We start from the raw sequence: 23,522 nt of genomic DNA on the forward strand, positions 1-23,522 counted from the left end.
GATGGCCACAAGGAAAATCGTTCCCTCTAGCGGCTTGCCGCCTCGCTGATCCGCCGCCTGATCTTGGCGGCGCTGGCCTTGAGCAATTCGGATGGCTGCTGGCCGGTCGCGGCGCACAGGCAGGCCCAGTAATAGATGACGTCGCCGAGCTCTTCGACGAGACCCGCCTTGTCGAGCCAGTCATCGCGCAGCAGCTTCTTGATGTGCTCGGCGACCTCGCCGGATTCGCCGGCGAGGCCGAGCCCGAGATAGGACAGCCGCTCGTTGGACGGATGCTCATCGACTTTCGCAACGCTGGCGGCCCAGGCCGCATATTCATCGATCGTCATCGGCATCCCTCGCCGCGGCTATGGATCAGCCCACCACTTCCGTGACCGGCTGAAGATCGATCTCGAACGTCTCCAGGAACTTTGACGTCATGATGTAGAAGCCGACCGAAAGCTGCAGCTCGACCAGTGCGGCGGGCGTCAGCTTCGATGCGATCGCCTTGAAGGTCGCCTCGGTCGGCTTGTTCAATTTCACGATCTCGTCGGTGAAGGCGAGCGCGGCACGCTGGGTTTCGTCGAAGCACTTGGCGGCCTGCCAGTGCTCGAGCGCCTCGTTCTGCTCGTCGGTCACACCGACATTCTTGCCGATGCGCTTGTGCGCGACGATCTCATACGGCGCCTCGCACAAAATGCCGGTGCGGGTGATGGCGAGCTCGCGCACGATGGGGTCAAGCTCGCCCTTGTGGCGGATGGCGCCGCCGAGGCGGCAGTATTGCTCAAAATAGCTCGGCGAATGCGACATCATGCGGAAAATGTTGGCATTGCGATTCTTGTCGAGGATTTCGCGGGTGCGGTCGGATGCCCTGGACGGGTCGCTGTAGTTGATGCGGGCCATGATTTTCCTGAAGATTTTCCCTGAGCCTTTGATGCTTTTTGTCGTTAGCGGCGAAAGTTCCAGGAAACTCTATTCTTGCGCGTCCGCAGGAGCAACAACATCGAGTCAAAATGCCGCCGCATTGCTGATCGACCTTGGGACAGTCGATATTCGCCGCGTGGGGACAAATCGCGGTGAGTACTCGCAAGGGGTGTTCCGAGTAAAAACAATTGGCCGTCGGGTGCGCTAGCCGCGCAACGATGAGTCACGCCCAAGTCTAGGGAGAAAATGGCATGAAGGAAGCCACCAAGGGGGCGGCCTCGGGAGCGCTCGCGCATATGCTGGCGGTGACGGCGATGCTCGTCATCGCCAGCATCTTGTTCTACGGGCGCTACTAAGCGCTTTACGAGTTTTCGTCATTCCGGGGTGGCTCTCGCACAGGCCAGGCCCAGAATACCCGTTCCAGGCTCGGTCTCTCAGGACCGCCCCCGAATGACGAATCCCGCTATTTCCCCTTCGAGAAGAACGGCACCAGTTTTCCGGCAAAGGGCCTGAAGCCCGCGATCACTTCGTCGCCGATGGCGAGACCGTTCTCGCCATGCGCCATCATGCGAAAACCCTCGGCGCAATCGACCAGCAGAATGTTGTAGGGCACGTGCGCGCGCGTCTCTGGGGTCGCGGCGCGGCAGACCAGCGAGGTCGCGTAGACCCTGCCTTTGCCGCTGGCACGCGCCTCGCGCGGATCGGATGCGCCGCAGGCCGCGCAGAAGCCGCGATGGAAATATTGCACATGGCCGCATGAAGCGCAGGCCTGGTAGATGATGGCTTCTTCGCCCCTGGTCCAATCCGCCAGACGTTCGCTCATCGCACCCGCTCCAGGAACATGCTGACATGGGAGGACAACACGCCGCCGTCGCCGTGCAGGAGCGCGATCGAGGCGTCGCGCACCTGGCGATTCGCCGCCCGCCCGGTCATCTGCAAATGCGCCTCGACCAGGTGCGCCATGGCTCCGCCGACGCCGCAATGGCCGTAGCTGAGCAGGCCGCCATGGGTGTTGAGCGGCATCGCGCCGTCGCGGCCGAAATGACCTGATCGCACGCGTGCCGCCGCCTCGCCCCGGCCCGCAAGGCCGAGGTCTTCCAGCAACATGGCGAGGGTGATCGTGAAACTGTCGTAGATCGCGGCGTAGCGCACGTCGGAGATCGCCAGCCCCGTGGCCTCCCTGGCGCGGGCGATGGAAATCTCGGCGCCGAGCTCGCTTAAGCCGGGCGCGACCGTGACGTGCTGATGGGTGTGGGCCTGGGCACAGCCGCGAATACGCACGCCGGCCTCGCCGGTGCTCTCGCGGCCGATAACGAACGCCGCACCACCATCGGACACCGGACAGCAGTCCAGCAACTTCAACGGCATCGCCACCGGTTTCGAGGCCATGACATCGGCGATGGTGATGGGATCGTGGAATTGCGCGCCGGGATGGGTGCAGGCGTGCGCGCGCATCAGCACGGCGAACTCGGCGAGGTCTTCTTCGGTCACGCCGTATGCGTGCATGTAACGAGTGGCGACCAGGCCGTAATAGGCGGGAATGGTCGGGCCGAGCGGCACCTCGTAGTCGGGATGGCCGACCTGCGCCAGCGCTTGGATCGAAGCGTCGCGGCTCTGCCCGGTCAGGCGGTTCTCGCCGGCGACGACGAGGACGTTGCGGGCAACGCCTGCCCCGACGAGGTGATGGGCAAGCATGGTCATCGCGAGCCCGGTGGCGCCGCCGACCTGCACGGCGTGGGCGTAGGACGGGCGGATGCCGAAATGCTCGGCGAAGACGGTCGCCAGCATGATGTGCGGCGAGACGGTGGAATAGCCGCAGAGGATGCCGTCGATATCAGGACGCTTCAGCCCGGCGTCGTCGAGCGCGGCCTGCGCGGCCCTGCTCATCAGGTCGAGCGAGGACGAGCCTTCATGCTTGCCGAAGGACGTGAGGCCGACGCCGGTGACGAAGCTCATGGGCGCACCTGTGCATCGTCATTGCGAGGCGGCGAACGGGTGACGCCGTCGCGGACCATGGCGGCGATCTCGTCCGCGGAATAGCCGATCTCGCGCAGAATCTCCGCGCCGTGCTCGTTGAGCTGCGGTGCGAGCCGCACCGGCTCGGCCCCGGTCTCCGACCACGTGGCGGTCACCTTCATGCTGCGGATCGGGCCTTCGGTCGGATGGTTCACAACCGGGAAGAAGTTGGTGGCCTCCAGATGCTCGTCGTGCAGCATCGAGGCGAGGTCGTGCATCGGCATCACCGGTACATCGGCCCTGGTCAGCAGGTCGATCCATTCCGCCGTGGCGCGCGTCTCGAAGATGCGCGCGAGCTCGGCATAGACGACGTCGATGTTGGCGGCGCGGCCCGCGAAGGTCGCGAATTTGGGATCGGCGCGCAGATCGTCGCGGCCGGTTGCCTTGAAGAAATTTTCCCACTGCTTGTCGTTGTAGACGATGACGCTGAGATAGCCGTCCGAGGTCTTGTACGGCCGGCGGTCGCGCGAGAGGTGGCGGGCATAGCCGCCCTTGTCGAGCGGCGGCTCGTAGGTGAGACCGCCCATGTGGTCGCCCATGACGAAGCCCGCCATGGTCTCGAACATCGGGATGTCGACGCGCTGGCCGCGGCCGGTGCGGTCGCGGTGCACGAGACTGGCGCAGATCGCGCCGACCGCGGTCAGGCCGACGATGCGGTCGACCAGCGCGTTCGGCACGTAGCGCGGCACGCCGTCGCCGGTTTGCGCCATCAAGGCGGGGAGCGCCGTGGCGCCCTGGATCAGATCGTCATAGGCGGGTTTGGCGGCATAAGGCCCGTCCTGGCCGAAGCCGAATACGCCGGCATAGACCAGCCGCGGATTGATTTCGGAGACGACGTCATAGCCGAGCTGAAGCCGCGCCATCGCCTGCGGGCGGACGTTGTAGACGAGAACGTCGGCGTCCTTGAGCAGCCGCAGCACGGCCTCGCGCCCCGCAGGCTTCTTCAGATCGAGGCAGATCGAGCGCTTGCTGCGGTTGGTGTTGAGGAACACCGGGCCCATGCCGGCATGGCGCATCGGACCGATCAGGCGGGTGACGTCGCCGTCGAGCGACTCCACCTTGATCACGTCGGCACCGTAATCGCCGAGCATCTGGGTCGCATAGGGCCCCATCAGCACGGTGGTCATGTCGACGACCTTGATGCCCTTGAGCGGCCCCATTCGTTCACTCCCGATTGCGCGGGCTCACATGGGCCCCGCGATTTCGGTCCAGCTAACGGCAGCGACGCCGGGCGCGCAAGGGCAGCCGGCGTATGGCCGCATGCGCAGCGATGCGGCCGCTATTTCTTCTGACGGGATTCGCGAACCTTGAGGAGGCGGTCGAGCTCCTCATTCTGCTGGTTGATGCGGTCGGCGATGCGCGACTCGCTCTGCTCGCCGGAAGCAGCCGCGGCCTGCTCGATGAGCTGGCGGATATTGTCCTCGAGGATCGCGATGCGGTCGTTGAGTGCGTCCATCGACAGCGAGTCTTCGTAGTCATTGCTCATGATGCTTTTCCGCAAATCAATCAGGAGCCGCAGGGTGGGCCAAGCGAAGCGTGCCCACCATGATTTAACGCAAGGAAAACGGTGGGCACGGCGCTTTCGCGCCTTTGCCCACCCTGCGAGGGCTTACTTCAACGGCTCCAGCACGGAGACGTAGTTGGCAACCGCCGCACCGCCCATGTTGAAGATGCCGCCAAGCTTGGCGTTCTTGAGCTGCATACCCTCGGGCGCCTGGCCGGCAAGCTGCATCGCGGTCATCACGTGCATGGAGACGCCGGTGGCGCCGATCGGATGGCCCTTGGACTTCAGACCGCCGGACGGATTGACCGGCAGCTTGCCGTCCTTGAGGGTCCAGCCCTCCTTGATGGCACGGGCGCCCTGCCCCTTCGGCGTCAGGCCCATCGCTTCGTATTCGATCAGCTCGGCGACCGTGAAGCAGTCGTGAGTCTCGACGAAGGAGAGATCGGAAAGCGTAACGCCCGCCTTTTCCAGCGCGCGCTGCCAGGCGACCGTGCAGCCCTCGAACTGAAGGATGTCGCGCTTGGACATCGGCAGGAAGTCCTGGGCGTGCGCGGTGGCGCGGAACCCGATCGACTTGCTCATGGTCTTGGCGGTCTCGGCATCGGCCAAGATCAGCGCAGCGGCACCGTCGGAGACGAGCGAACAGTCGGTGCGCTTCAGGGGGCCGGCGACGTAGGGGTTCTTCTCGCTCTCGGAACGGCAGAAATCGAAGCCGAAATCCTTGCGCATCTGGGCGTAGGGATTGGCGACGCCGTTCTTGTGGTTCTTGGCCGCGATCAGCGCCAGCGCATCGGACTGGTCGCCGTATTTCTGGAAGTAGCCGCTGGCGATCTTGCCGAACACGCCGGCGAAGCCGCCGACGGTGTCACCGTCCTCGGGCAGATAGGACGCCTTCAAGAGGTTCTTGCCGATCTCCGGACCCGGCGTGCGCGTCATCTGCTCGACGCCGACGACCAGCACGATTTTCGCGGCCCCCGCAGCGATCGCGCGCAGACCCTGGTGCACGGCAGCGGATCCCGTGGCGCAGGCGTTCTCGACGCGGGTGGCCGGCTTGAAGCGCAGCTTCGGATCGGCCTGAAGCACCAGCGAGGCGGTGAAATCCTGCGGCGAGAAGCCGGCGTTGAAGTGACCGAGCACGATCTCGTCGACGTCACCGGCCGAGATGCCGGCATCGGCCAGCGCCTCGTTGGCGACCTTCACCACGAGGCTTTCCACGGTCTCGGTGTCGAACTTGCCGAACGGCGTATGCGCCCATCCGACGATGCTGGCTGACATGGTCTTCTCTCCCTGGGGTCGTCTGATCTCAAATCCTGCCTGAGCTAAGTCTTAGCCCAGGGATGGCAAGACTTCACGCGGCTTTCAGCGCCTCGAGGGTGCGCTGGCAGATGGCAGTTATGCCGGCCCAGTTCCCGGCCTTCACCTCCGCCGCCGGGCACAGCCAGGAACCGCCGACCGCCACCACGTTGGGCTCGGCCAGCCAGCTCCCCGCATTGGCCTCGCCCACCCCGCCGGTCGGACAGAACCGCACGTTCGGGAACGGGCCGCCGAGGGCGCGCAGGCCCTTGATGCCGCCGGCCTGCTCGGCAGGGAAGAATTTTGCGACGTCGAGGCCGTAGGAAAGCGCCATCATCAGTTCGGACGCCGTGGCAATGCCCGGGGCAAACGGCAAGGAGCTGTCGGCCGCGGCCTTGAGGAGATCGGGGGTCAGGCCCGGGCTGATGCCGAACGCGACGCCGAGCTTCTCGACACGGGTGAAGTCGGCCGGATTGAGAATCGTGCCAATGCCGACGACCGCCTCGGGCACCTCGGCCATCATCGCCCTCGCGGCCTCGATCGCAACAGGGGTGCGCATGGTCACCTCCAGCGTGCGGACGCCGCCGGCAACCAGCGCTTTCGCCAGCGGCACGGCATCCTGGATCCGTTCGATGGTGAGGACAGGAATAACGGTCGCGGCCTTGAACAGTGCGACGAGGTGGTTCTGTTGGGCAGTCGTGGTCATCGCTATCACTTCTTCACTTGGTCGCCTGACGCGTGGGTGCCGGCCGGTGCCGTTTCTTCGGCGGCATGGCATAGCCCGGAATGATGGCGCCGGGATAGCAGATCACGAGGCTGGCGAGGCGATGGCCGGCCTGGGCCGCCTCGACCGGATCGGAACCGGCGAGCCGGGCGGCGATATAGGCCGCGGCAAAGCTGTCGCCGGCCGCCGTGGTGTCGGCCACGGGCCTCGTCATGGGCTCGGCGTGCACCTCGCTCGTGCCGCCGGGGAAGCGCAGCAGGCTGACGGGCTCGGCGAGGCGGAACACCAGCTCGGGCGTCGGGATGCGCGCCATAAGTTGCTCGGGGCTCTCGCCGGGATAGAGCGCGAGCAGGTCTTCCGTCGAGGTCAGCACGATGTCGGCAGCCGCGAAGGCCGCGGCAAACACCTCGCGCGCGACATCGCGATCGGGCCAGCCGCGCGCGCGGAAATTGGTGTCGAACACGAAGCGCGTGCCGAGCAGGCGTGCGCGCTTGATCGCCGCGAACAGGCGCTCGCGCCCGGCCGCGTCGTAGATCGAGAGCGTGATCGCGGAGAGATAGGTGATGTCGTAGCTCATCAGCGAGTTGAGGAGCTCGTCGGTCTCCGGCAGGTTCATCAGAAGGCGCGCCGCCGCGCTGTCGCGCCAGTGGAAGAACTGGCGCTCGCCCTTTGCATCGAGCTGAATCATGTAGAGGCCGGGCAGCTTGCCCGGCAACCGCACGACGCGGCGGGTGCCGACGCCCTCGGCGGTCCAGGCCGCGATCATCTCATCGCTCAAGGCGTCATCGCCGAGGGCGGTGAGATAATCGACCTTGACCTCGAGCCGCGCCAGATAGACCGCGGTGTTGAGGGTATCGCCCCCGAAGCCGCGCGAATACAGCCCGCCGCCCTGCCCCTGCCCGCCGGACTGGCCGGCGGAATGTCCTCCCTGGGCCTGCCGGAGCTCGACCATGCATTCGCCGATGCAAGCAACGCTCGCCATCACTTTACCCGCTCAGCCGGAGATCAGGCGACGAAATTGCCGCCGAGCTCGTCTTCGATGTGAATGCGGATGATGTCGTCGAAGGTTTTCTCGGCGGTGGTGAAGCCGAGCTCGAGCGACCGCTTTGCATTGAAATTGCGCGGCCAGCCGCCGACGATGCCGACGATGAACGGATCCGGCTCGCGCTTGATGCGGGCAGCGACCTTGTCGCCGGCGACCCGTTTCAGCGCCGCGATCTGCTCACCGACCGTGGCCGACAGGCCCGGCATGGTCAGGTTGCGGCGCGGGCCGACCGTGGCAAGATCCATGGTGCCGGCATGGAGCAGGAAGCCGACGGCGGAGCGCGGCGTGGCGTGCCAGTGGCGGACGTCCTCGGAAACCGGCAGCACGACCTCCTTGCCGGCCAGCGGCTCGCGCAGGATGTTGGAGAAGAAGCCCGATGCCGCCTTGTTGGGCAGGCCGGGCCGGATGCAGATGGTCGGCAGGCGGATGCCGATGCCGTCGAGGAAGCCGCGGCGCGAATAGTCGGCGAGCAGCAATTCGCCAATCGCCTTCTGGGTGCCGTAGCTGAGCAGTGGCGTGTGGAAGAACTCGTCGCCGATGGCGTCCGGGAACGGCGCGCCGAACACCGCGATCGAGGACGTGAACACCACGCGCGGCTTGTAACCGCCGCCGGCGAGCCTGACGGCATCGAGCAGCATCCGCGTGCCATCGAGATTGATACGGTAGCCTTTGTCGAAGTCGAGTTCGGCTTCGCCGGAGACGATGGCAGCCAGATGAAAGATCACGTCGGGACGGCCGGCGATCAACTTTTCGGCGGCGCCGGGGACGGCGAAATCGCCCGACACGGTCTCGACGGCAAAGCCAGCCTTTTCCGGCTTCTTCGGCTCGACCACGTCATGCATGGTCAGCTTGGTGATCTCGCTCTTGCCGAGCCGGCCGTCGCGCAGCAGCCGTTCACAGAGTTTGCGGCCGACCATGCCGGCGGCGCCCAGAACCAGAATGTGCAAGAGCCTACTCCTTCTTATTGGCCGGAGCGCGCCGCCCTTGGCAGTTCGTCCTGGCGTGCTCTCAAGGCAGGCCCCGCGATCATTCCTTCACGGCGCCGGTCATCGCCGACACATAGTACTCTACGAAGAAGGAATAAAGGATAACTACGGGGACCGAGCCGGTCAGGGCCGCGGCCATCAGCGCGCCCCAATGGTAGACGTCGCCATTGACGAGCTCGGTGATCGCGCCGACGGGGATGGTCTTGTTCTCGGACGAGGAGATGAAGGTCAGCGCGTAGATGAACTCGTTCCATGACAACGTAAAGGCGAAGATGCCCGCCGAGATCACCCCCGGCAGCGACAGGGGCAGCGTGATCTTGGTCAGGATCTGGAGCCGCGTCGCCCCGTCGATCAGCGCACACTCCTCCAGCTCATAGGGGATGGTGCGGAAATAGCCCATCAGCAGCCAGGTGCAGAACGGGATCAGGAAGGTCGGATAGGTCAGGATCAGCGCCAGATTGCCGTCGAACAGGCCGACCTGGAATACGATCGTCGCCAGCGGAATGAACAGGATCGACGGCGGCACCAGGTAACCGAGGAAGATCGCCAGACCGACGTAGCGCGAACCCTTGTAGCGCAGCCGCTCGATCGCATAGGCCGCGCAGACGCTGGCGAACAGCGAGATGCAGGTCGAGGACACCGAGACGATCACGGTGTTCCACATCCATTGCGGATAGTCGGTTTCGATGAACAGCTTCTTGATGTGCTCAAGCGTCGGATGCACGATCCAGAACGGATTGTACTTCTCGTAGTCGTACATCTCCGCGTCCGGCTTGAACGTCGCGATCGCCATCCAATAGAACGGGAACAGCAGGAAAACCATGATCAGGCCGAGCGGAAGATAGACGCGGAGAAACCTCCGCGGCAGGCTTTCCAAATAGGACATTCCGACCGTTTGGTCGTCTGCGGTGCTCATGATCAGTCCCTTCCGCCCTGCTGCCAGCGGGAGCGCTGAAGTCCGAAGAAGCTCAACAGGATCGCCGCGACCAGGAACGGGATCATCGCATTCGAGATCGCCGCCCCCTCGCCGAGATTGCCGCCGGTGATGGCGCGCTGGAACGACAGCGTCGCCATCAGATGCGTGGCATTGATCGGCCCGCCGCGCGTGATGGTGTAGATGAGCTGGAAGTCGGTGAAGGTCATCAGCACCGAGAACGTCATCACCACCGCGATGATCGGCGACAGCATCGGCAGCGTGATGTGGCGGAAGCGCTGCAAATTGGTGGCGCCGTCGAGATTGGCGGCCTCATAAAGCGAGGGCGAGATGGTCTGGAGCCCGGCAAGCAGCGTGATCGCGACGAAGGGTACGCCGCGCCAGATGTTGGCGACAACCACCGACCAGCGCGCATTCCAGGGATCTCCGAGGAAGTCGATGTAATGCGTGATCAGGCCCGCCTTGATCAGCACCCAGGAGATGATCGAGAACTGGCTGTCGTAGATCCACCAGAACGCGATCGCCGAGAGCACCGTCGGTACCACGAAGGGCAGCAGCACGATTGCCCTGACGATCGACTTGAAAGGCAGCCGCTCGTTGAGCAGCAGCGCCAGGTAAAGTCCGATGGCGAATTTCACGATGCTGGCGGCCACCGTGTAGAAGATGGTGTTGAACACCGACAGCCAGAACACGGAGTCCTTGGCCAGCGAGACGAAGTTTCCGAAGCCGATGAAGCGCCCGACCCCGCCGATCTTGGTATCGGTCATGCCGAGCCAGAGCCCCAGCGCCAGCGGGTAAGCCAGAAACAGCACGAGGATAGCGATAGCCGGCACCATGAACATCGCGCCGAGAAAGTTCCGGCTCTCGAATGCTCTGGTCCACAGGCTGCTGCGCTTGACTTGGGCGACGCCATGCTCGGCCATAACTGCCATCTCGGACTCCTCTCACCGAACGAAGACGGCGGCGTCCAGCGAACTGGACGCCGCCGTCTGTGGCTGATCAGACCTGGTAGTAGCGCTTGGCTCGCTCGGCGGCCCGCGCCGCAGCTTCCTTCGGCGTGACCGAACCGGTCGCCGCTTCAGCGAACATATCAACCACGACGAAGTCGCCCATGACGGCGGCCGAGGCGTAGCCGAGATCGCCGGCATAGCCGTTGTCGCGGCAACGCTTCAGGCAGTCGCGATACGGCGTGATCTTGGGATCGGAGGTCCAGACCGGATTGTCGTTGTAGGCCGGCAGCGGCGGCGAGACATAGCCGTTGGAGGCGACTTCCCAAGCGTCGTAGTTCTCCTTGTCCATCATGAACTTGATGAATTCCTTGACCGCCTTCGGATACTTCGAGTGCTTGTAGCCGTAGTAGACGAGCACGTTCTGCTGCTCGGTCGGCACGCCCACCGGCCCGATCGGCATCGGCGCGTGGTCCATGTCCTTGGCGATCTCTTGCTGCTTCGGATCGGGGGAGTTCTTGCCGACCGTCCAGATCGAGATGCCGTTCAGGGTCAGACTGAGTTCGCCGTTGAGGAACGCCTTGTTGTTATTCGAGTCGTTCCATGACAGCACACCCGGGATAAACGTTGCATAGAGCTGCTTGACGTATTCGAGCGCCGCAATGGTCTCCGGCGAGTCGATCACGACCTCGTTCTTGTCGTTGACGACCTTGCCGCCGAACGCCCATAGCGCCCACTGGCACCAGCCGTTGGCATCGCCGGTGGCATGGCCGAGCGCGAAGCCGGCCGGCGTGTTGTTCTTCTTCAACGCCTGGCAGAGCTTGAGGAAGCCGTCGGTATCCTTCGGGAATTGCTCGAAGCCTGCAGCCTTCATGTGGCTGATGCGGTAGTTCAGGCAGCCGCCGGTCGCGCCCTGGGGAATGGCGATCCAGCTGTTGCCCTTCTTGCCGTAACGCTCGGCAACCGGATACCAGCCGCCATATTTGGCGCCGAGATAGTCGGCGACGTCAGTCATCTCGATCAGCTTTTCCGGGAACTTGAAGGGATCGTCGAGCGTGCCGATGATCAGATCGGGACCAGCGCCGACATTGGCGGCAACCGCGGCCTTCGGCCGGATGTCATCCCAGCTCTCGGCTTCAAGCTTCACCTTGACGCCGGTCTTCTCGGAGAACTTCTTGGTCTGCTCGGCGAACTTGTCGTACTCGGCCTGGATGAACTGCTTCCAGCGCAGCACGCGAATGGAGGCATTCGGCTCCGGCGTGTTGGTCCACTCCGCAGCGCGGACCGGGACGATGCCCGGGCCGGCGAGCAAGGCTGCGCCGCCCAGGCCGGCTTTAAGCACACTTCTCCTGTCGAAATTGCTCATCGTTCTCTCCCTGAATTTTTATGTTTGTATTTGGTCGTTCTTTTAAGTCGCTACACGTCGCTACATGCGCTTGCCTGTCGTCTCGTCGAACAGGTGAACCAGCGACGGGTCGGGCTTCAGCTTGACCTTGTCGCCCGGATTGAACTGGTGACGCTCGCGGAACACCGCGACGACCTGCTCGCCGCCCACCTTGGCGAACACCTGCGTCTCGGAGCCCGTCGGCTCGACCACGATGATCTCGGCATCGGCGCCGTCGTCGGCGATGGTGAAATGCTCGGGCCGCACGCCATAGACGACAGGGCGACCGTCGGACGCCGCCGGCGCGTTCAGGAGCGGCAGCTTGACGCCGTTCGGACCCTCGAAAGTCGCAACGCCGTTGACGCGCACATGACCCTTGAGGAAGTTCATCGCGGGCGAACCGATGAAGCCGGCGACGAACTGGTTCTCGGGCTTGTCGTAGAGCTCGAGCGGGGTGCCCATCTGCTCGACGATGCCGTCATGCATGACGACGATCTTGTCGGCCATGGTCATGGCCTCGATCTGGTCGTGGGTGACGTAGACCGTCGTGGTCTTCAGCCGCTGGTGCAGCTCCTTGATCTCGGTGCGCATCGCGACGCGCAGCTTGGCGTCGAGGTTCGACAGCGGCTCGTCGAACAAGAACACCTGCGGATCGCGCACGATGGCGCGGCCCATCGCGACGCGCTGGCGCTGGCCGCCGGAAAGCTGGCGCGGATAGCGCTCGAGCAGCGGCGACAGCGCCAGGATCTCGGCGGCGCGCTTGACGCGCTTGTTGATCTCGTCGGAGCCCGCGTTGCGCAGCTTCAGCGAGAAACCCATGTTCTCGCCGACGGTCATGTGCGGATAGAGCGCGTAGTTCTGGAACACCATCGCAATATCCCGCTCCTTGGGCTGGATATTGTTGACGACGCGGTCGCCGATCGAGATCGTGCCGGAGGTGATGTTCTCGAGGCCTGCGAGCATGCGCAGAAGCGTCGACTTGCCGCAGCCGGAGGGGCCAACCAGGACGACGAACTGGCCGTCCTCGATCGGAATCGAGACGCCGTGCAGGACTTCAAAATTGCCGAACGATTTCCGCACGTCGCGGATTTGCACAGACGACATCTAGCTCCCTCCTCGAAAGTCCACGACGCCTTTCGCGCCGCGACCGTCTTGTTTTTTCAGACTTCACCGATCGAAGCCCGATCTTAGCGGGCGACATTGTCGGCAGTTTGTGCGGTTTTGGCAATTTGTCTTTGGTTAGTCTGTGCTGGTAGCGCTGTCAACGTTCCTTTGTTTGCGGGAGTGAGTGTGTTATGAGCAACAAATGGGTCGAAAGCGCACCAAGTCAGGCAAAATCCGGCTGGCGGAAGTCGCCGAGCTTGCCGGCGTCAGCCCGATCACGGCGTCCCGTTTCTTCCGCAATCCCGAGGCGCTGTCGGTCGCCAAGCGGACGCGGGTCGAGAGCGCGGCCAAGGAGCTCGGCTATGTGCCGAACCTGGCGGCACGCGCGCTGGCCTCGCAACGCACCGAGGTGATCGGTGTCTTGATTCCGTCACTGACCAACAACGTGTTTTCCGACGTGCTGCGCGGCATCTATGACGCTTCCGAAGGCAGCCCGTACTCGATCCAGCTGTCCAACACACGTTACAGCATTCTCCAGGAAGAAAAGCTGCTGCGCCTGTTTCTTGCGCAGAAGCCGGCCGGGCTGATCGTCACCGGCATCGACCAGACCGCGGAATCCCGCGCGATGCTGGAGGCCGCCGATTGCCCGATCGTGCAGATCATGGAGATCGGGCCTGATCCGGTCGACATGATGATCGGCTTTTCACACTACGATGCAGCGCGCGCGGCGATTGCGCATTTGTTCGCGCAAGGCCACCGCAAGATCGGCTTCGTCGGCGCGCGGATGGATCCGCGGGTGCAGCGGCGGCTGGACGGATATGTCGCGGCCATGAAGGACGCGGGACTGTTCGAACAGCGCCTCGTCGTCACGACTTCGACACCGACCTCGGTGACGCTCGGCGGCGCCCTGTTCACCGATCTCTTGGCGCGGGCGCCCGGCATCGACGCGGTGTTCTGCGCCAATGACGACCTTGCGCTCGGTGTGCTGTTCGAATGCAGGCGCCGGGACATAGCGGTGCCCGAACAGATCGCGATCGTCGGCTTCAACGATCTGGAATTCATGGCATCCGCCGTCCCGACCCTCACCAGCGTACGCACCAACCGCTACGAGATGGGCAGAACGTCCGCCACCATGCTGATCGATGCGATCGAGGGACGGCGTCCCGAGCAGCCGGTGCTCGACCTCGGCTTCAAGGTGATCGAACGGCAAAGCTCGTCATCACGGCGCGCGGACAGCAAGCCGGCCGCGTCCGGAACCGGTGCGGCGAACAAAATGGTAGCGTTACCAAGGAGCCATGACTAGTATCGGATTTGTGAGGAATCGACCCGCCAGCGGGCAGGCAGACCATCGCTCGCGCCGTTGGGCATCGCACAAGCCGACACCATAAAACGGACGTCAGTAAAACGGACGTCAGTGCGTTTGCATTGCAGGAGAAACCAATGACAAAAAAGCCAACCAATGGGCATGCCCCCGCCGGCAACGGCGCTCGCCGCCACCTTCGCTCGCAGGAATGGTTCAACAACCCGCATAATCCGGGCATGACCGCGCTCTATATGGAGCGCTATCTGAACTACGGCCTGACCCGAACCGAGCTCCAGTCCGGCAAGCCGATCATCGGCATCGCCCAGACCGGCAACGACCTCTCCCCCTGCAACCGCCACCATATCGAGCTGGCGCACCGCGTCCGCGAAGGCATCCGCGAGGCCGGCGGCATCGCGATGGAATTCCCGACCCATCCGATCCAGGAGACCGGCAAGCGCCCGACCGCGGCGCTCGACCGCAATCTCGCCTATCTCGGCCTGGTCGAGATCCTCTACGGCTATCCGCTCGACGGCGTCGTGCTGACCACCGGCTGCGACAAGACCACGCCGGCCTGCATGATGGCGGCGGCCACCGTCAACCTGCCCGCGATCGTGCTGTCGGGCGGCCCGATGCTGAACGGCTGGCACAATGGCGAGCGCACCGGCTCGGGCACCATCGTCTGGAAGTCGCGCGAGCGCCTCGCCGCCGGCGAGATCGACTACGAAGAGTTCATGGAGATCGTCGCGTCTTCGGCGCCCTCGGTCGGCCATTGCAACACCATGGGCACCGCCTCGACCATGAACGGGCTTGCCGAAGCGCTCGGCTTTTCGCTGCCGGGCTGCGCGGCGATCCCCGCGCCCTACCGCGAACGCGGCCAGATCGCCTATGAGACCGGCAAGCGCGCCGTCGAGATGGTCTGGGAAGACCTCAAGCCGTCGGACATCCTGACCCGCAAGGCGTTCGAGAACTGCATCGTCATCAACTCGGCGATCGGCGGCTCGACCAATGCGCCGATCCACATCAATGCGCTGGCCCGCCACATCGGTGTCGAGCTGTCGATCGACGACTGGCAGAAATTCGGCCACGACGTGCCGCTGCTGGTCAACATGCAGCCGGCCGGCTTCTATCTCGGCGAGGAATTCCACCGCGCCGGCGGCGTGCCGGCGGTGGTGCGCGAGTTGATGAAGCACAAGCGCATCCATGAGGACGCGGTCACCGTCAACGGCCGCGGCATCGGCGAGAACTGCGCCGATGCGCCGAAGCCCGACAACGACGTGATCTGGGCTTACGACAAGCCGCTGGTGAAAGACGCCGGCTTCCTGGTGCTGAAGGGCAATCTGTTCGATTCCGCGATCATGAAGACCAGCGTGATCTCCAAGGAATTCCGCGACCGCTATCTCAACAACCCGAAGGACCTCAACGCCTTCGAAGGCCGCGCCGTCGTGTTCGAGGGTCCCGAGGATTACCACGAGCGGATCGACGATCCCGCGCTCGAGATCGACGAGCGCTGCGTGCTGTTCATCCGCGGCACCGGGCCGATCGGCTATCCCGGCGGCGCCGAGGTCGTGAACATGCAGCCGCCGGCGGCGCTGATCAAACGCGGCATCCTGTCCCTGCCCTGCATCGGCGACGGACGCCAGTCCGGCACTTCCGGTTCGCCCTCAATCCTGAACGCTTCGCCGGAAGCCGCCGCCAATGGCGGGCTTGCGATCCTCAGGAACGGCGACAAGGTGCGCATCGACCTCAACAAGGGCAGCGCCAACATTCTCATCTCCGACGACGAGGTGAAGAAGCGCCACGCCGAGCTCAAGGCCAGTGGCGGCTTCAAGCATCCGCCGAATCAGACGCCGTGGCAGGAGCTTTATCGCAACACCGTCGGCCAGCAGTCGACCGGCGCCTGCATGGAGCTCGCCACGCGCTACCAGAACGTCGCCGGCACGTTTGGCGTGGCGCGGGATAATCACTAGCACTGTCATTCCGGGGCGCGACGAAGTCGCGAGCCCGGAATCCATCTAGCCATCGAATCCGTCGCATAATGGATTCCGGGCTCGCGCCAAGAGGCGCGCCCCGGATTGACGGCAAGAAATTCAGAGGAGAAAAACAAAATGGCAGACCGCCTCAAGGGAAAACGCGCCGTCGTCACGGCTGCAGCCGCCGGCATCGGGCGCGCATGCGCGATCGCATTCGCGCGTGAAGGCGCCACCGTCATCGCCACCGACATCAACGAGAGCGGCATCGCGAGCCTTGCCAGGGAAGGCATCGCCGAGACGGCAAAACTCGACGTCCGCAACACCGCCGACGTCAACGCCTTCGCCAAGCGCATCGGCAAGGTCGACATCCTGCTCAACGCGGCAGGCTTCGTGCATCACGGCACGATCCTGGAGTGCTCGGAAGAGGATTTTGATTTCTCGTTCGACCTCAACGTCAAGTCGATGCACCGGACCATCCGGGCATTCCTGCCGGACATGCTCGCGGGCGGCGGCGGCAGCATCGTCAACATCTCGTCCTGCGCCGCGCTGCGGCCGCCGGCCAACCGTTACGTCTACAGCGCGTCCAAGGCCGCGGTGTCACTGCTGACGCGCGCGGTCGCGCTCGACTTCATCACCAAGGGCATCCGCTGCAACAGCATCTGCCCGGGCACCGTCGAGACGCCCTCGATGCTCGACCGCGCCGCCGCGCAGGGGCCGCAAGGCAAGGAGATGTTCGTCTCCCGCCAGAAGATGGGCCGGCTCGGCACCGCCGACGAGATCGCGTCCATGGCGGTCTATCTCGGCAGTGACGAAAGCGCCTTCACCACCGGCGTCGACCTCGTCGTCGACGGCGGCTACATGCTCTGACGGTCAAGGGCTCCTCGCATGAACAAGATCGATCTCGACGGCCGCGTCGCCATCGTCACCGGCGGCGCGCAGGGCTTTGGTCGCGCCATCACCCAGCGCTTCGTCGCCTCAGGCGCCAAGGTCGCGATCTGGGACTTCGACTCTGCTCTCGCCGAGAAGACCGCCAAGGAGATCGGCGACAATGTCCGCGTCTTCAAGGTCGACGTCACCGACACCGCAGCCGTCGAGCAGGCCCGCGATGCGACGCTGGCCGCCTTCGGCAAGATCGACATACTGGTCAACAATGCCGGCATCGCCGGCGTCAACAAGCCGGTCTGGGAGACCGATCTCGAGGAGTGGCGGAAAGTCCTGCGCATCAACCTCGACGGCCCCTTCATCTGCTGCAAGGCGATCGTGCCCACAATGCTCAAGCAGAAATACGGGCGCATCGTGAACATCGCCTCGATCGCCGGCAAGGAGGGCAATCCGAACGCCTCGCACTATTCGGCGTCCAAGGCCGGCCTGATCGCGCTGACGAAATCGCTCGGCAAGGAGCTCGCTGCACATGACATTCTGGTGAATGCGGTGACGCCGGCGGCGGCAAAGACCGCGATCTTCGACCAGATGACGCAGCAGCACATCGACTTCATGCTGTCGAAGATTCCCAAAGGCCGCTTTGTTCTGGTGGAAGAGCTCGCCGCGATGGCGGCCTGGCTCGCATCCGAAGATTGTGCCTTCTCCACCGGCGCGGTGTTTGATATTTCCGGGGGACGGGCGACGTACTGAGGCAGTACCGCCCGCAGGGGCGGACCATGCGGCTTGAGCGTCGGGATTTCGTGAAGCTCGCAGCGGGCGCAGCCGCGCTGCCGCTGCTGTCGTCGACGACGCTCGCGCAACTGACGCCCACCCCGCCGAGCATCCGTCCGCCCTCGCCGGCCGAGCGCGGCGCCATGGCTCGGCTCGCGCACAGCTTCATGGACAGATACGGCGTGCCGGCGCTGTCCGTTGCGATCGGCTATGCCGGCACTGTTGTCCATGAGGACGCCTTCGGTCTTGCAGATACCGAGCGGAACGAGGCCGTGACGCCGCGGCAGCTGTTCCGGATCGCCAGCGTCAGCAAGATGATCACCTCGGTCACGATCTTCCGCCTGATCGAGGAGAACCGCCTCAAGCTGACGGATCGCGTGTTCGGCCCGGGCGCGCTGCTCGGCACCGATTGCGGACAGCCGCCCTACTCCGCCGGCATCGACCAGATCACGCTCGAGCATCTCTTGACCCACACCGCCGGCGGCTGGAGCAACGACAACCGTGATCCCATGTTCACCCATCCGCGGATGGACCATGCCGAGCTGATCGCCTGGACGCTCGCCAACCGGCCGCTGGAGCGGACGCCGGGCCAGCATTACGCCTATTCCAATTTCGGCTACTGCGTGCTCGGCCGCGTGATCGAGAAGCTCACCGGCCAGCCCTATGCCGAGCATGTCCGCACCGACGTGCTTGCACGCTGCGGCGTCACCGACATGACGATTGCGGGCAACACCCGCGACCAGCGCCAGGCCGGCGAAGTCGTCTATTACGGTCAGGGCGAAAATCCCTACGGCATGAACGTCCGGCGGATGGATTCCCATGGCGGCTGGATGGCGACGCCGACCGACCTCGTGCAGTTCCTGATGCATGTGGACGGCTATTCTCGGCCGTCGAACATCCTGCGGCCGCGCACCATAGAGGTCATGACCACCGCGCCCAGCTACAGCCCGGACTATGCCAAGGGTTTTTGCGTCAACAAATTCGGCAATTGGTGGCACAATGGCAGCCTGCCGGGCACGAGCACGATTGCCGTGCGCACCCATGGCGGCTTCTGCTGGGCCGCCCTCACCAACACAAGGCGCGGGAATTCCAACATGGATGGCGATCTCGACAACCTCAACTGGAGCATGGCGCGTCAGGTCGCCGAGTGGCGGGTCGCATGATCCGGGAAGGTGGATGCCTGTGCGGCGCGGTGCGGTTCAAAGCGGAGGGCGAGCCGCTCAACGTCCGCATCTGCCATTGCCGCATGTGCCAGAAGGCGATGGGATCGCCCTATTTCGCCCGCGCGCAGTTCGACCAGCGCGCGCTGACGGTCGAGGGCGATACCGGGCGCTATGCGTCGTCCGAGAACATCGACCGCGTGTTCTGCAAGCGCTGCGGCACGCGCCTGTTCTCCTGGCGGCGCAACGGCACGCTGGCGGGCGTTGCGCTCACGACCTTCGACGACCGCAACGCCTTTGCGCCGACCGAGCACATCTGGGTCTCGGAAAAGCTCGCCTGGCTGAAGCTCGACGACGGCCTGACGCAATACCCGGGGACGATCCCGACATAGCTCGCCCCGGCGGGATCGGCAGGCCCGACCGATCATCTGCAGCGTGGCATTTCGGACCTGGCCGCCCTATGTTGAGGTGAAGCGTTGCTGCACCACCGGTTTGGCTGGGACGGCTAACAAGGCCGCGGGCAAACCGGGACGGACGAGCCGTGAACATCTCTTTCTATGACCTGTCGGTGTGGGTGCTGCCGCTGGTGCTCGCCATCACCTTCCACGAGGCCGCGCACGCTTTCGTCGCGAACCGCCTTGGTGACAACACGGCCCGGCAGCTCGGCCGCGTCAGCTTCAATCCGCTGCGCCACATCGACCCGTTCGGCACCCTGATCCTGCCGGCGATGCTGCTGTTCGCGCATTCGCCGTTCCTGTTCGGCTATGCCAAACCGGTGCCGGTCAACTTCCGCAACCTCAACAACCCCAAGCTCGACATGGTCTGGGTGGCGCTGGCCGGGCCGGTCACCAACATCCTGCTGGCGCTCGTCGCGGCTCTGGCCCTGCACGCCCTGCCCTTTGCACCCGCCGGCTCGGCGCAGTGGATTTTCGACAACCTCAAGAACGCGCTGCTGATCAACGCGGTGCTGGCGGTGTTCAACATGATGCCAATCCCGCCGCTCGACGGCGGGCGGGTCGCGGTCGGGCTGCTGCCTCGTCCGCTCGCCTTGCCGCTGGCCCGGCTCGAGCCGTTCGGGATGCTGATCCTGATCGGTCTCCTGATACTGCTGCCGCTGGCGGGCTCCCAGTTCGGTCTAAATCTTGATGTTATTTCAGCAATACTGCGAACGTTGACCGGTTATGTGATTCAGGCTGTTCTCTTCCTGACCGGCAATGCGTAGTTGAACAGCGCCACCCGAACACAAGCCGAAGGGCCCGAGGCCGACTTGGTCAAAGCTGCCGATATGCTGATCGCGCGACGCGCCGATACCCGCGCCCGCGCGGATTTTGCCACCTGGAGGATGATGGCCAAGCTCAACGGGTCTTCCGCGCTGCCTCCGGAGGCGCAGGAGTTTCTCGTCAGCTACAAGAACCTGCTGGCACAGATGGACGAGGGTGATGCCACCGAGGCCACCATCGGCGCGATCTACAAGGCCTATTATGCCGAGATGGGCGGCGCCGGAACCCCGCCCGACGTCCGCATTCGCGCGGCCGAGCCGGCAGCGGACAATGTTACCGCCTTCCGCCGGCCAGCCCCGAAGCCGAAGAAGGCTGCCTTCTTCGCCGCGACGGCATCCGGTGGAACCCAGAAACGGCCGCTCCCGGTGGCGCTGATCTTCGCCTGCCTGGTCGTGGTCTATGTCGGGATCCGGCTCTACTGGCGCTGAGCCGTCTTCTTCTTTTTCTTTGCGTCCGGCGGCGTGAAGATGATGTCGACGGTGCGCTCGAACCGATCTTCGGTCAGCCCGGCAGGCGGCTGCGGGATCGGATCGGACTTGCGGACGATCGAGACCGCGGCAGCATCGTAAGCTGCGTCTCCGGACGATTCCAAGACGTCGACCGAAAGGACGTTGCCCCGCCGGTTGATCGCGAAGCTTACCTTCACCTTCTGATTGTTGGGCTCCTTGCCTTCCGGATTGACCTTGTGGGCCGCCAGGTGCGCGCTGATCTTGCGGTTCCAGTCGGCCGTTATCTTCAAGATGTCCTTGCCGATGCCCAGCACGGGCGCCAGGGCCTTCTCGGCTTCGCGCGCGTCCTCATCGAGTGTCTGCCGTGCGGTCGCAACCGACTGCGGCGAAGCCTCCGCAGCGGGAGTTTCGACCGCCGCGATCTTCGGATCCTCGTCCTGCGGCTTCTTCGAGATATTTTCGGTGACGACCCGATCGGGATCGTCGACCTGCTGCGACTGATCCTTTGGCAGCTCGGTTTCCTTGGTCTCGGCCTTCTGCTCGGGAAGCGCCTGCTGCTCCTGCATCGCTTCGCTGTCCGGTCCCGGCGGAAGGTCGGCGTCAGGCGCCTTCGGCGACGCCATCTCGACGGCGAACTCCGCGCCGGCCGCGCCCAGGCCATCGTCGACGTCATCGGTCTTCAGGTGCGCCAGCGCGAGCGCGGCACCGCCCAGATGGAGCGCGAGCGCTGCCACCGCTGCCAAAATCCAAAGCTTCCGGGATGGTCTGGATTCGTCAGACATGGCGGGCCTCTACGGCTGAGCGGCGCCTGCCGCAGGCGCCCCCGGCGCGCCTTCCAGCGCGACCAGCTTGACCCGCGTATAGCCGCCCGAGCGCAGCAGCTCCATGACGCCCATCAACTCCCCATACGGCACCGACTTGTCGGCGCGCAGGAAGACATACTTGTCCTTGCTCATGTCGGACAGGCCGTCGAGGGTGCCGAGCAGCTCGGCCCGGTGGACCGGGTTTTCCCCGATCGCGAGCGTCAAATCGGGCTTGATGCTGAGATAAGTCGGCTTGTCCGGCTTCTTCTGCGGCGTCGCGCTCGATGTCGGCAGATCGATCGGCAGATCGACGGTCGAAAGCGGAGCTGCGACCATGAAGATGATCAGCAGCACCAGGATGACGTCGATGAACGGCGTGACGTTGATGTCATGCGTTTCCGAGAAATCGTCGTCGTCGTCGTTGTCTGCGAGCGAAACGGCCATGGTTCACTCCGCCGCGCGCGAATGCACGCTGCCGTGGCTGCGGTCGAGATCGCGCGAGAGTAGCCGCCCCGCCGCACCCGAGGCACGGCTGACGAGCTCGAGATAGCTCTTCGTCACCCGCGAGAAGTGGTTGTAGATGATGACGGCGGGAATGGCGGCGACCAGACCGATCGCGGTGGCGAGCAGCGCCTCGGCGATACCGGGCGCGACGACGGCGAGGTTCGTGGTCTGCGACTTCGAGATGCCGATGAAGCTGTTCATGATGCCCCACACCGTGCCGAACAGGCCGACGAAGGGCGAGGTCGAGCCGATGGTCGCGAGCACGCCCATGCCGACGCGGATGCGCCGCGCCTCCGCGCGCACGATCTCGGAAAAGCTCGAAGCGGCGCGCTCCTTGATGCCGGCATCGCTGGACAGGCCGGCCGACATCCGCGCCTCGCGCAGCGCCGCCGCCAGAAAGGACGGCAGGATGCCCTCCTTGGCGCCGAGCGCCATCTGCGCTTCCGCGAGCGAGCGCGCTTCCGCGATCTTCTTCAGCGCCGAACGAAGCCTGGTCGAGGCGACCGACAGCTCGATCGACTTGGCTATCAGCACCGTCCAAGTCATCAGCGATGCAAAGGCGAGCCCGATCATCACCGCCTTCACGATGACGTCCGCCGACTGGAACATCACCCAGGGCGACAATTCCTTCATGGCCGGCGCAACGCCGGCCGCCGTATCGGACTTTGCCGCCGCCGGTGCGGTGACCGAGGAAACCGCAGGCGCCGCGGCTGGAGCGGCAACCGGGGCCGGGCTGACCGCAGACGGCTGAGCCGTCGATTGGACGGGTGCCGCGGGCGCTGTTTGTGTCTGGGCAGAAACGGGGGATGCGAGCCCGGCGGCCGCCAGCATCAGAGCTGCGGCAAGGCTTGCTTGGAAGGACATGATCTTCATACTTCGGCCCAGTAGCGAATGAGGTTGTGATAGATACCCGTCAATTTGACCGTTTCGGGATCGTCACGCCCGAGCCGTTCCACCAGCGCCTGAATCGCGGTGTCGAGGTCAAAGATCATGCTCCGGGCTTGATCGTCCCGTATCATGCTCTGAAGCCAGAAGAAAGACGCGACCCGCGTTCCCCTCGTCACCGGGGTGACCAGATGCAGACTGGTCGAGGGATAGAGCACGCAGTCCCCGGCTTGCAACTTGACTTCGTGGGATCCGTAGGTGTCCTCGATCACAAGTTCGCCACCGTCATACTCTTCCGGCTCGGCCAGGAACAGCGTAACCGACAGGTCTGTGCGGATGCGAAGGCCGGTCAGGCGGTCGCCGCGGATCGCATTGTCGACGTGCAGGCCGAAATGGTGGCCGCTGCTGGCCGCATAGCGGTTGAACAGCGGCGGGAAGATCTGCAGCGGTACAGCCGCCGCGACGAAACGTGGATTCGATGTCAGCGCCGTGATGACGCGGTTGCCGAGCTTGCGCGCGACCTCGCTGTCCGGCGGCAATTGCTGGTTGCGCTTGACCATCGCCGACTGCGAGCCGGCGGTGGAGCGTCCGTCCTCCCATTCGCTGGCGTCCATGATGCGGCGGAAATCCGCCACATCATCCTTGCTGAGAACGCCAGACAGGCACGTCAACATG

At 64.5% G+C, this 23,522-nt stretch carries 27 protein-coding genes; 9 read left to right on the forward strand and 18 right to left on the reverse strand.

Annotation, left to right across the window (positions count from 1 at the left end):
- Nucleotides 1-26: 26 nt before the first annotated feature.
- Together NR187_RS13950 and NR187_RS13955 are read right to left on the reverse strand one after the other, a co-directional pair.
- Nucleotides 27-329, reverse strand: coding sequence for a nucleoside triphosphate pyrophosphohydrolase family protein (locus tag NR187_RS13950; protein WP_211383444.1), 303 nt, complete (start codon nt 327-329; stop codon nt 27-29).
- Nucleotides 330-354: 25 nt separating this feature from the next.
- Nucleotides 355-882, reverse strand: coding sequence for a carboxymuconolactone decarboxylase family protein (locus NR187_RS13955; RefSeq protein ID WP_256806776.1), 528 nt, complete (start codon nt 880-882; stop codon nt 355-357).
- Between NR187_RS13955 and NR187_RS13960 the strand changes: the two genes are divergently transcribed.
- Nucleotides 881-1,111 carry a hypothetical protein gene (locus NR187_RS13960; RefSeq protein ID WP_211383442.1) on the forward strand — a complete coding sequence of 77 codons (231 nt, stop codon included), beginning with the start codon at nt 881-883 and terminating at the stop codon, nt 1,109-1,111. The two genes, NR187_RS13955 and NR187_RS13960, sit on opposite strands and share 2 nt — an antisense overlap.
- A 255-nt stretch (nt 1,112-1,366) precedes the next feature.
- Here NR187_RS13960 and NR187_RS13965 read toward each other — a convergent pair whose 3' ends face one another.
- The 12 genes from NR187_RS13965 to NR187_RS14020 all read right to left on the reverse strand — a co-directional run bounded on the left by NR187_RS13965 (nt 1,367) and on the right by NR187_RS14020 (nt 12,840).
- Entirely contained in the window at nt 1,367-1,726 is a 360-nt protein-coding gene (locus NR187_RS13965) for a Zn-ribbon domain-containing OB-fold protein (protein WP_211383441.1), read from the reverse strand.
- On the reverse strand, nt 1,723-2,859 hold the full coding sequence (locus NR187_RS13970; protein WP_256806777.1) for a thiolase family protein: 1,137 nt from the start codon (nt 2,857-2,859) through the stop codon (nt 1,723-1,725). Before NR187_RS13970 ends, NR187_RS13965 begins: the two co-directional genes overlap by 4 nt.
- The gene (locus NR187_RS13975; protein ID WP_211383439.1) at nt 2,856-4,079 is read right to left on the reverse strand and encodes a CaiB/BaiF CoA-transferase family protein; all 1,224 of its coding nucleotides are present in this window, start codon (nt 4,077-4,079) and stop codon (nt 2,856-2,858) included. The genes NR187_RS13970 and NR187_RS13975 overlap by 4 nt, the downstream gene beginning before the upstream one ends.
- Nucleotides 4,080-4,198: 119 nt before the next feature.
- Complete coding sequence (locus tag NR187_RS13980; RefSeq protein WP_211383438.1) at nt 4,199-4,405, reverse strand: hypothetical protein; 207 nt, start codon at nt 4,403-4,405, stop codon at nt 4,199-4,201.
- Nucleotides 4,406-4,528: 123 nt separating this feature from the next.
- Nucleotides 4,529-5,698 (reverse strand): acetyl-CoA acetyltransferase, encoded by a 1,170-nt coding sequence (locus tag NR187_RS13985; RefSeq protein ID WP_211383437.1) that lies wholly within the window; start codon nt 5,696-5,698, stop codon nt 4,529-4,531.
- A 73-nt stretch (nt 5,699-5,771) separates the two neighbouring features.
- The gene (gene eda / locus NR187_RS13990) at nt 5,772-6,422 is read right to left on the reverse strand and encodes a bifunctional 4-hydroxy-2-oxoglutarate aldolase/2-dehydro-3-deoxy-phosphogluconate aldolase (protein ID WP_211383436.1); all 651 of its coding nucleotides are present in this window, start codon (nt 6,420-6,422) and stop codon (nt 5,772-5,774) included.
- Nucleotides 6,423-6,435: 13 nt separating this feature from the next.
- Complete coding sequence (locus NR187_RS13995; RefSeq protein ID WP_211383435.1) at nt 6,436-7,422, reverse strand: sugar kinase; 987 nt, start codon at nt 7,420-7,422, stop codon at nt 6,436-6,438.
- Nucleotides 7,423-7,445: 23 nt separating this feature from the next.
- The gene (gene denD / locus NR187_RS14000) at nt 7,446-8,432 is read right to left on the reverse strand and encodes a D-erythronate dehydrogenase (RefSeq protein WP_211383434.1); all 987 of its coding nucleotides are present in this window, start codon (nt 8,430-8,432) and stop codon (nt 7,446-7,448) included.
- Between the two features lie 79 nt (nt 8,433-8,511).
- Entirely contained in the window at nt 8,512-9,387 is an 876-nt protein-coding gene (locus tag NR187_RS14005) for a carbohydrate ABC transporter permease (RefSeq protein ID WP_211383433.1), read from the reverse strand.
- 2 nt (nt 9,388-9,389) lie between these two features.
- Nucleotides 9,390-10,337, reverse strand: a complete 948-nt coding sequence (locus NR187_RS14010) for a carbohydrate ABC transporter permease (protein WP_211383432.1) — start codon at nt 10,335-10,337, stop codon at nt 9,390-9,392.
- 67 nt (nt 10,338-10,404) lie between these two features.
- Entirely contained in the window at nt 10,405-11,718 is a 1,314-nt protein-coding gene (locus tag NR187_RS14015) for an ABC transporter substrate-binding protein (RefSeq protein ID WP_211383431.1), read from the reverse strand.
- Between the two features lie 60 nt (nt 11,719-11,778).
- Nucleotides 11,779-12,840 (reverse strand): ABC transporter ATP-binding protein, encoded by a 1,062-nt coding sequence (locus NR187_RS14020; RefSeq protein WP_211383430.1) that lies wholly within the window; start codon nt 12,838-12,840, stop codon nt 11,779-11,781.
- A gap of 202 nt (nt 12,841-13,042) precedes the next feature.
- Between NR187_RS14020 and NR187_RS14025 the strand changes: the two genes are divergently transcribed.
- The 8 genes from NR187_RS14025 (at nt 13,043) to NR187_RS14060 (ending at nt 20,634) form a co-directional block, all read left to right on the forward strand.
- Nucleotides 13,043-14,143, forward strand: a complete 1,101-nt coding sequence (locus tag NR187_RS14025; protein ID WP_256806778.1) for a LacI family DNA-binding transcriptional regulator — start codon at nt 13,043-13,045, stop codon at nt 14,141-14,143.
- Nucleotides 14,144-14,280: 137 nt separating this feature from the next.
- Entirely contained in the window at nt 14,281-16,110 is a 1,830-nt protein-coding gene (locus NR187_RS14030) for an IlvD/Edd family dehydratase (RefSeq protein ID WP_211383428.1), read from the forward strand.
- 138 nt (nt 16,111-16,248) lie between these two features.
- Entirely contained in the window at nt 16,249-16,980 is a 732-nt protein-coding gene (locus tag NR187_RS14035; protein WP_256806779.1) for an SDR family oxidoreductase, read from the forward strand.
- Between the two features lie 18 nt (nt 16,981-16,998).
- Nucleotides 16,999-17,745 carry an SDR family NAD(P)-dependent oxidoreductase gene (locus tag NR187_RS14040; protein ID WP_211383426.1) on the forward strand — a complete coding sequence of 249 codons (747 nt, stop codon included), beginning with the start codon at nt 16,999-17,001 and terminating at the stop codon, nt 17,743-17,745.
- A 26-nt stretch (nt 17,746-17,771) separates the two neighbouring features.
- Nucleotides 17,772-18,929, forward strand: coding sequence for a serine hydrolase (locus NR187_RS14045; protein WP_256806780.1), 1,158 nt, complete (start codon nt 17,772-17,774; stop codon nt 18,927-18,929).
- Nucleotides 18,926-19,318: a GFA family protein gene (locus NR187_RS14050; RefSeq protein ID WP_211383424.1), complete on the forward strand. Its 393-nt coding sequence runs from the start codon at nt 18,926-18,928 to the stop codon at nt 19,316-19,318. The genes NR187_RS14045 and NR187_RS14050 overlap by 4 nt, the downstream gene beginning before the upstream one ends.
- Nucleotides 19,319-19,467: 149 nt before the next feature.
- A complete protein-coding gene (locus NR187_RS14055) occupies nt 19,468-20,148 on the forward strand; it encodes a site-2 protease family protein (RefSeq protein ID WP_211383423.1) in 681 nt (226 codons plus the stop codon).
- Between the two features lie 63 nt (nt 20,149-20,211).
- On the forward strand, nt 20,212-20,634 hold the full coding sequence (locus tag NR187_RS14060; protein ID WP_211383561.1) for a hypothetical protein: 423 nt from the start codon (nt 20,212-20,214) through the stop codon (nt 20,632-20,634).
- On the opposite strand, the gene NR187_RS14065 is transcribed toward NR187_RS14060, so the two are convergent.
- Genes NR187_RS14065 through NR187_RS14080 form a run of 4 tightly spaced genes read right to left on the reverse strand, consistent with a single transcriptional unit; the run spans nt 20,622 to nt 23,521 of the window.
- Nucleotides 20,622-21,437 (reverse strand): energy transducer TonB, encoded by an 816-nt coding sequence (locus NR187_RS14065; RefSeq protein ID WP_256806781.1) that lies wholly within the window; start codon nt 21,435-21,437, stop codon nt 20,622-20,624. The genes NR187_RS14060 and NR187_RS14065 overlap by 13 nt on opposite strands.
- Before the next feature lie 9 nt (nt 21,438-21,446).
- Nucleotides 21,447-21,902, reverse strand: coding sequence for a TonB system transport protein ExbD (gene exbD / locus NR187_RS14070; protein ID WP_211383421.1), 456 nt, complete (start codon nt 21,900-21,902; stop codon nt 21,447-21,449).
- A gap of 3 nt (nt 21,903-21,905) precedes the next feature.
- On the reverse strand, nt 21,906-22,835 hold the full coding sequence (gene exbB / locus NR187_RS14075; protein ID WP_256806783.1) for a tonB-system energizer ExbB: 930 nt from the start codon (nt 22,833-22,835) through the stop codon (nt 21,906-21,908).
- Nucleotides 22,832-23,521, reverse strand: coding sequence for a Fe2+-dependent dioxygenase (locus tag NR187_RS14080; RefSeq protein ID WP_211383419.1), 690 nt, complete (start codon nt 23,519-23,521; stop codon nt 22,832-22,834). The genes exbB and NR187_RS14080 overlap by 4 nt, the downstream gene beginning before the upstream one ends.
- Between the last annotated feature and the right edge of the window lies 1 nt (nt 23,522).

The sequence above is a fragment of the Bradyrhizobium sp. Bra64 genome, assembly GCF_024519875.1.
Classification (GTDB): domain Bacteria; phylum Pseudomonadota; class Alphaproteobacteria; order Rhizobiales; family Xanthobacteraceae; genus Bradyrhizobium; species Bradyrhizobium japonicum_G.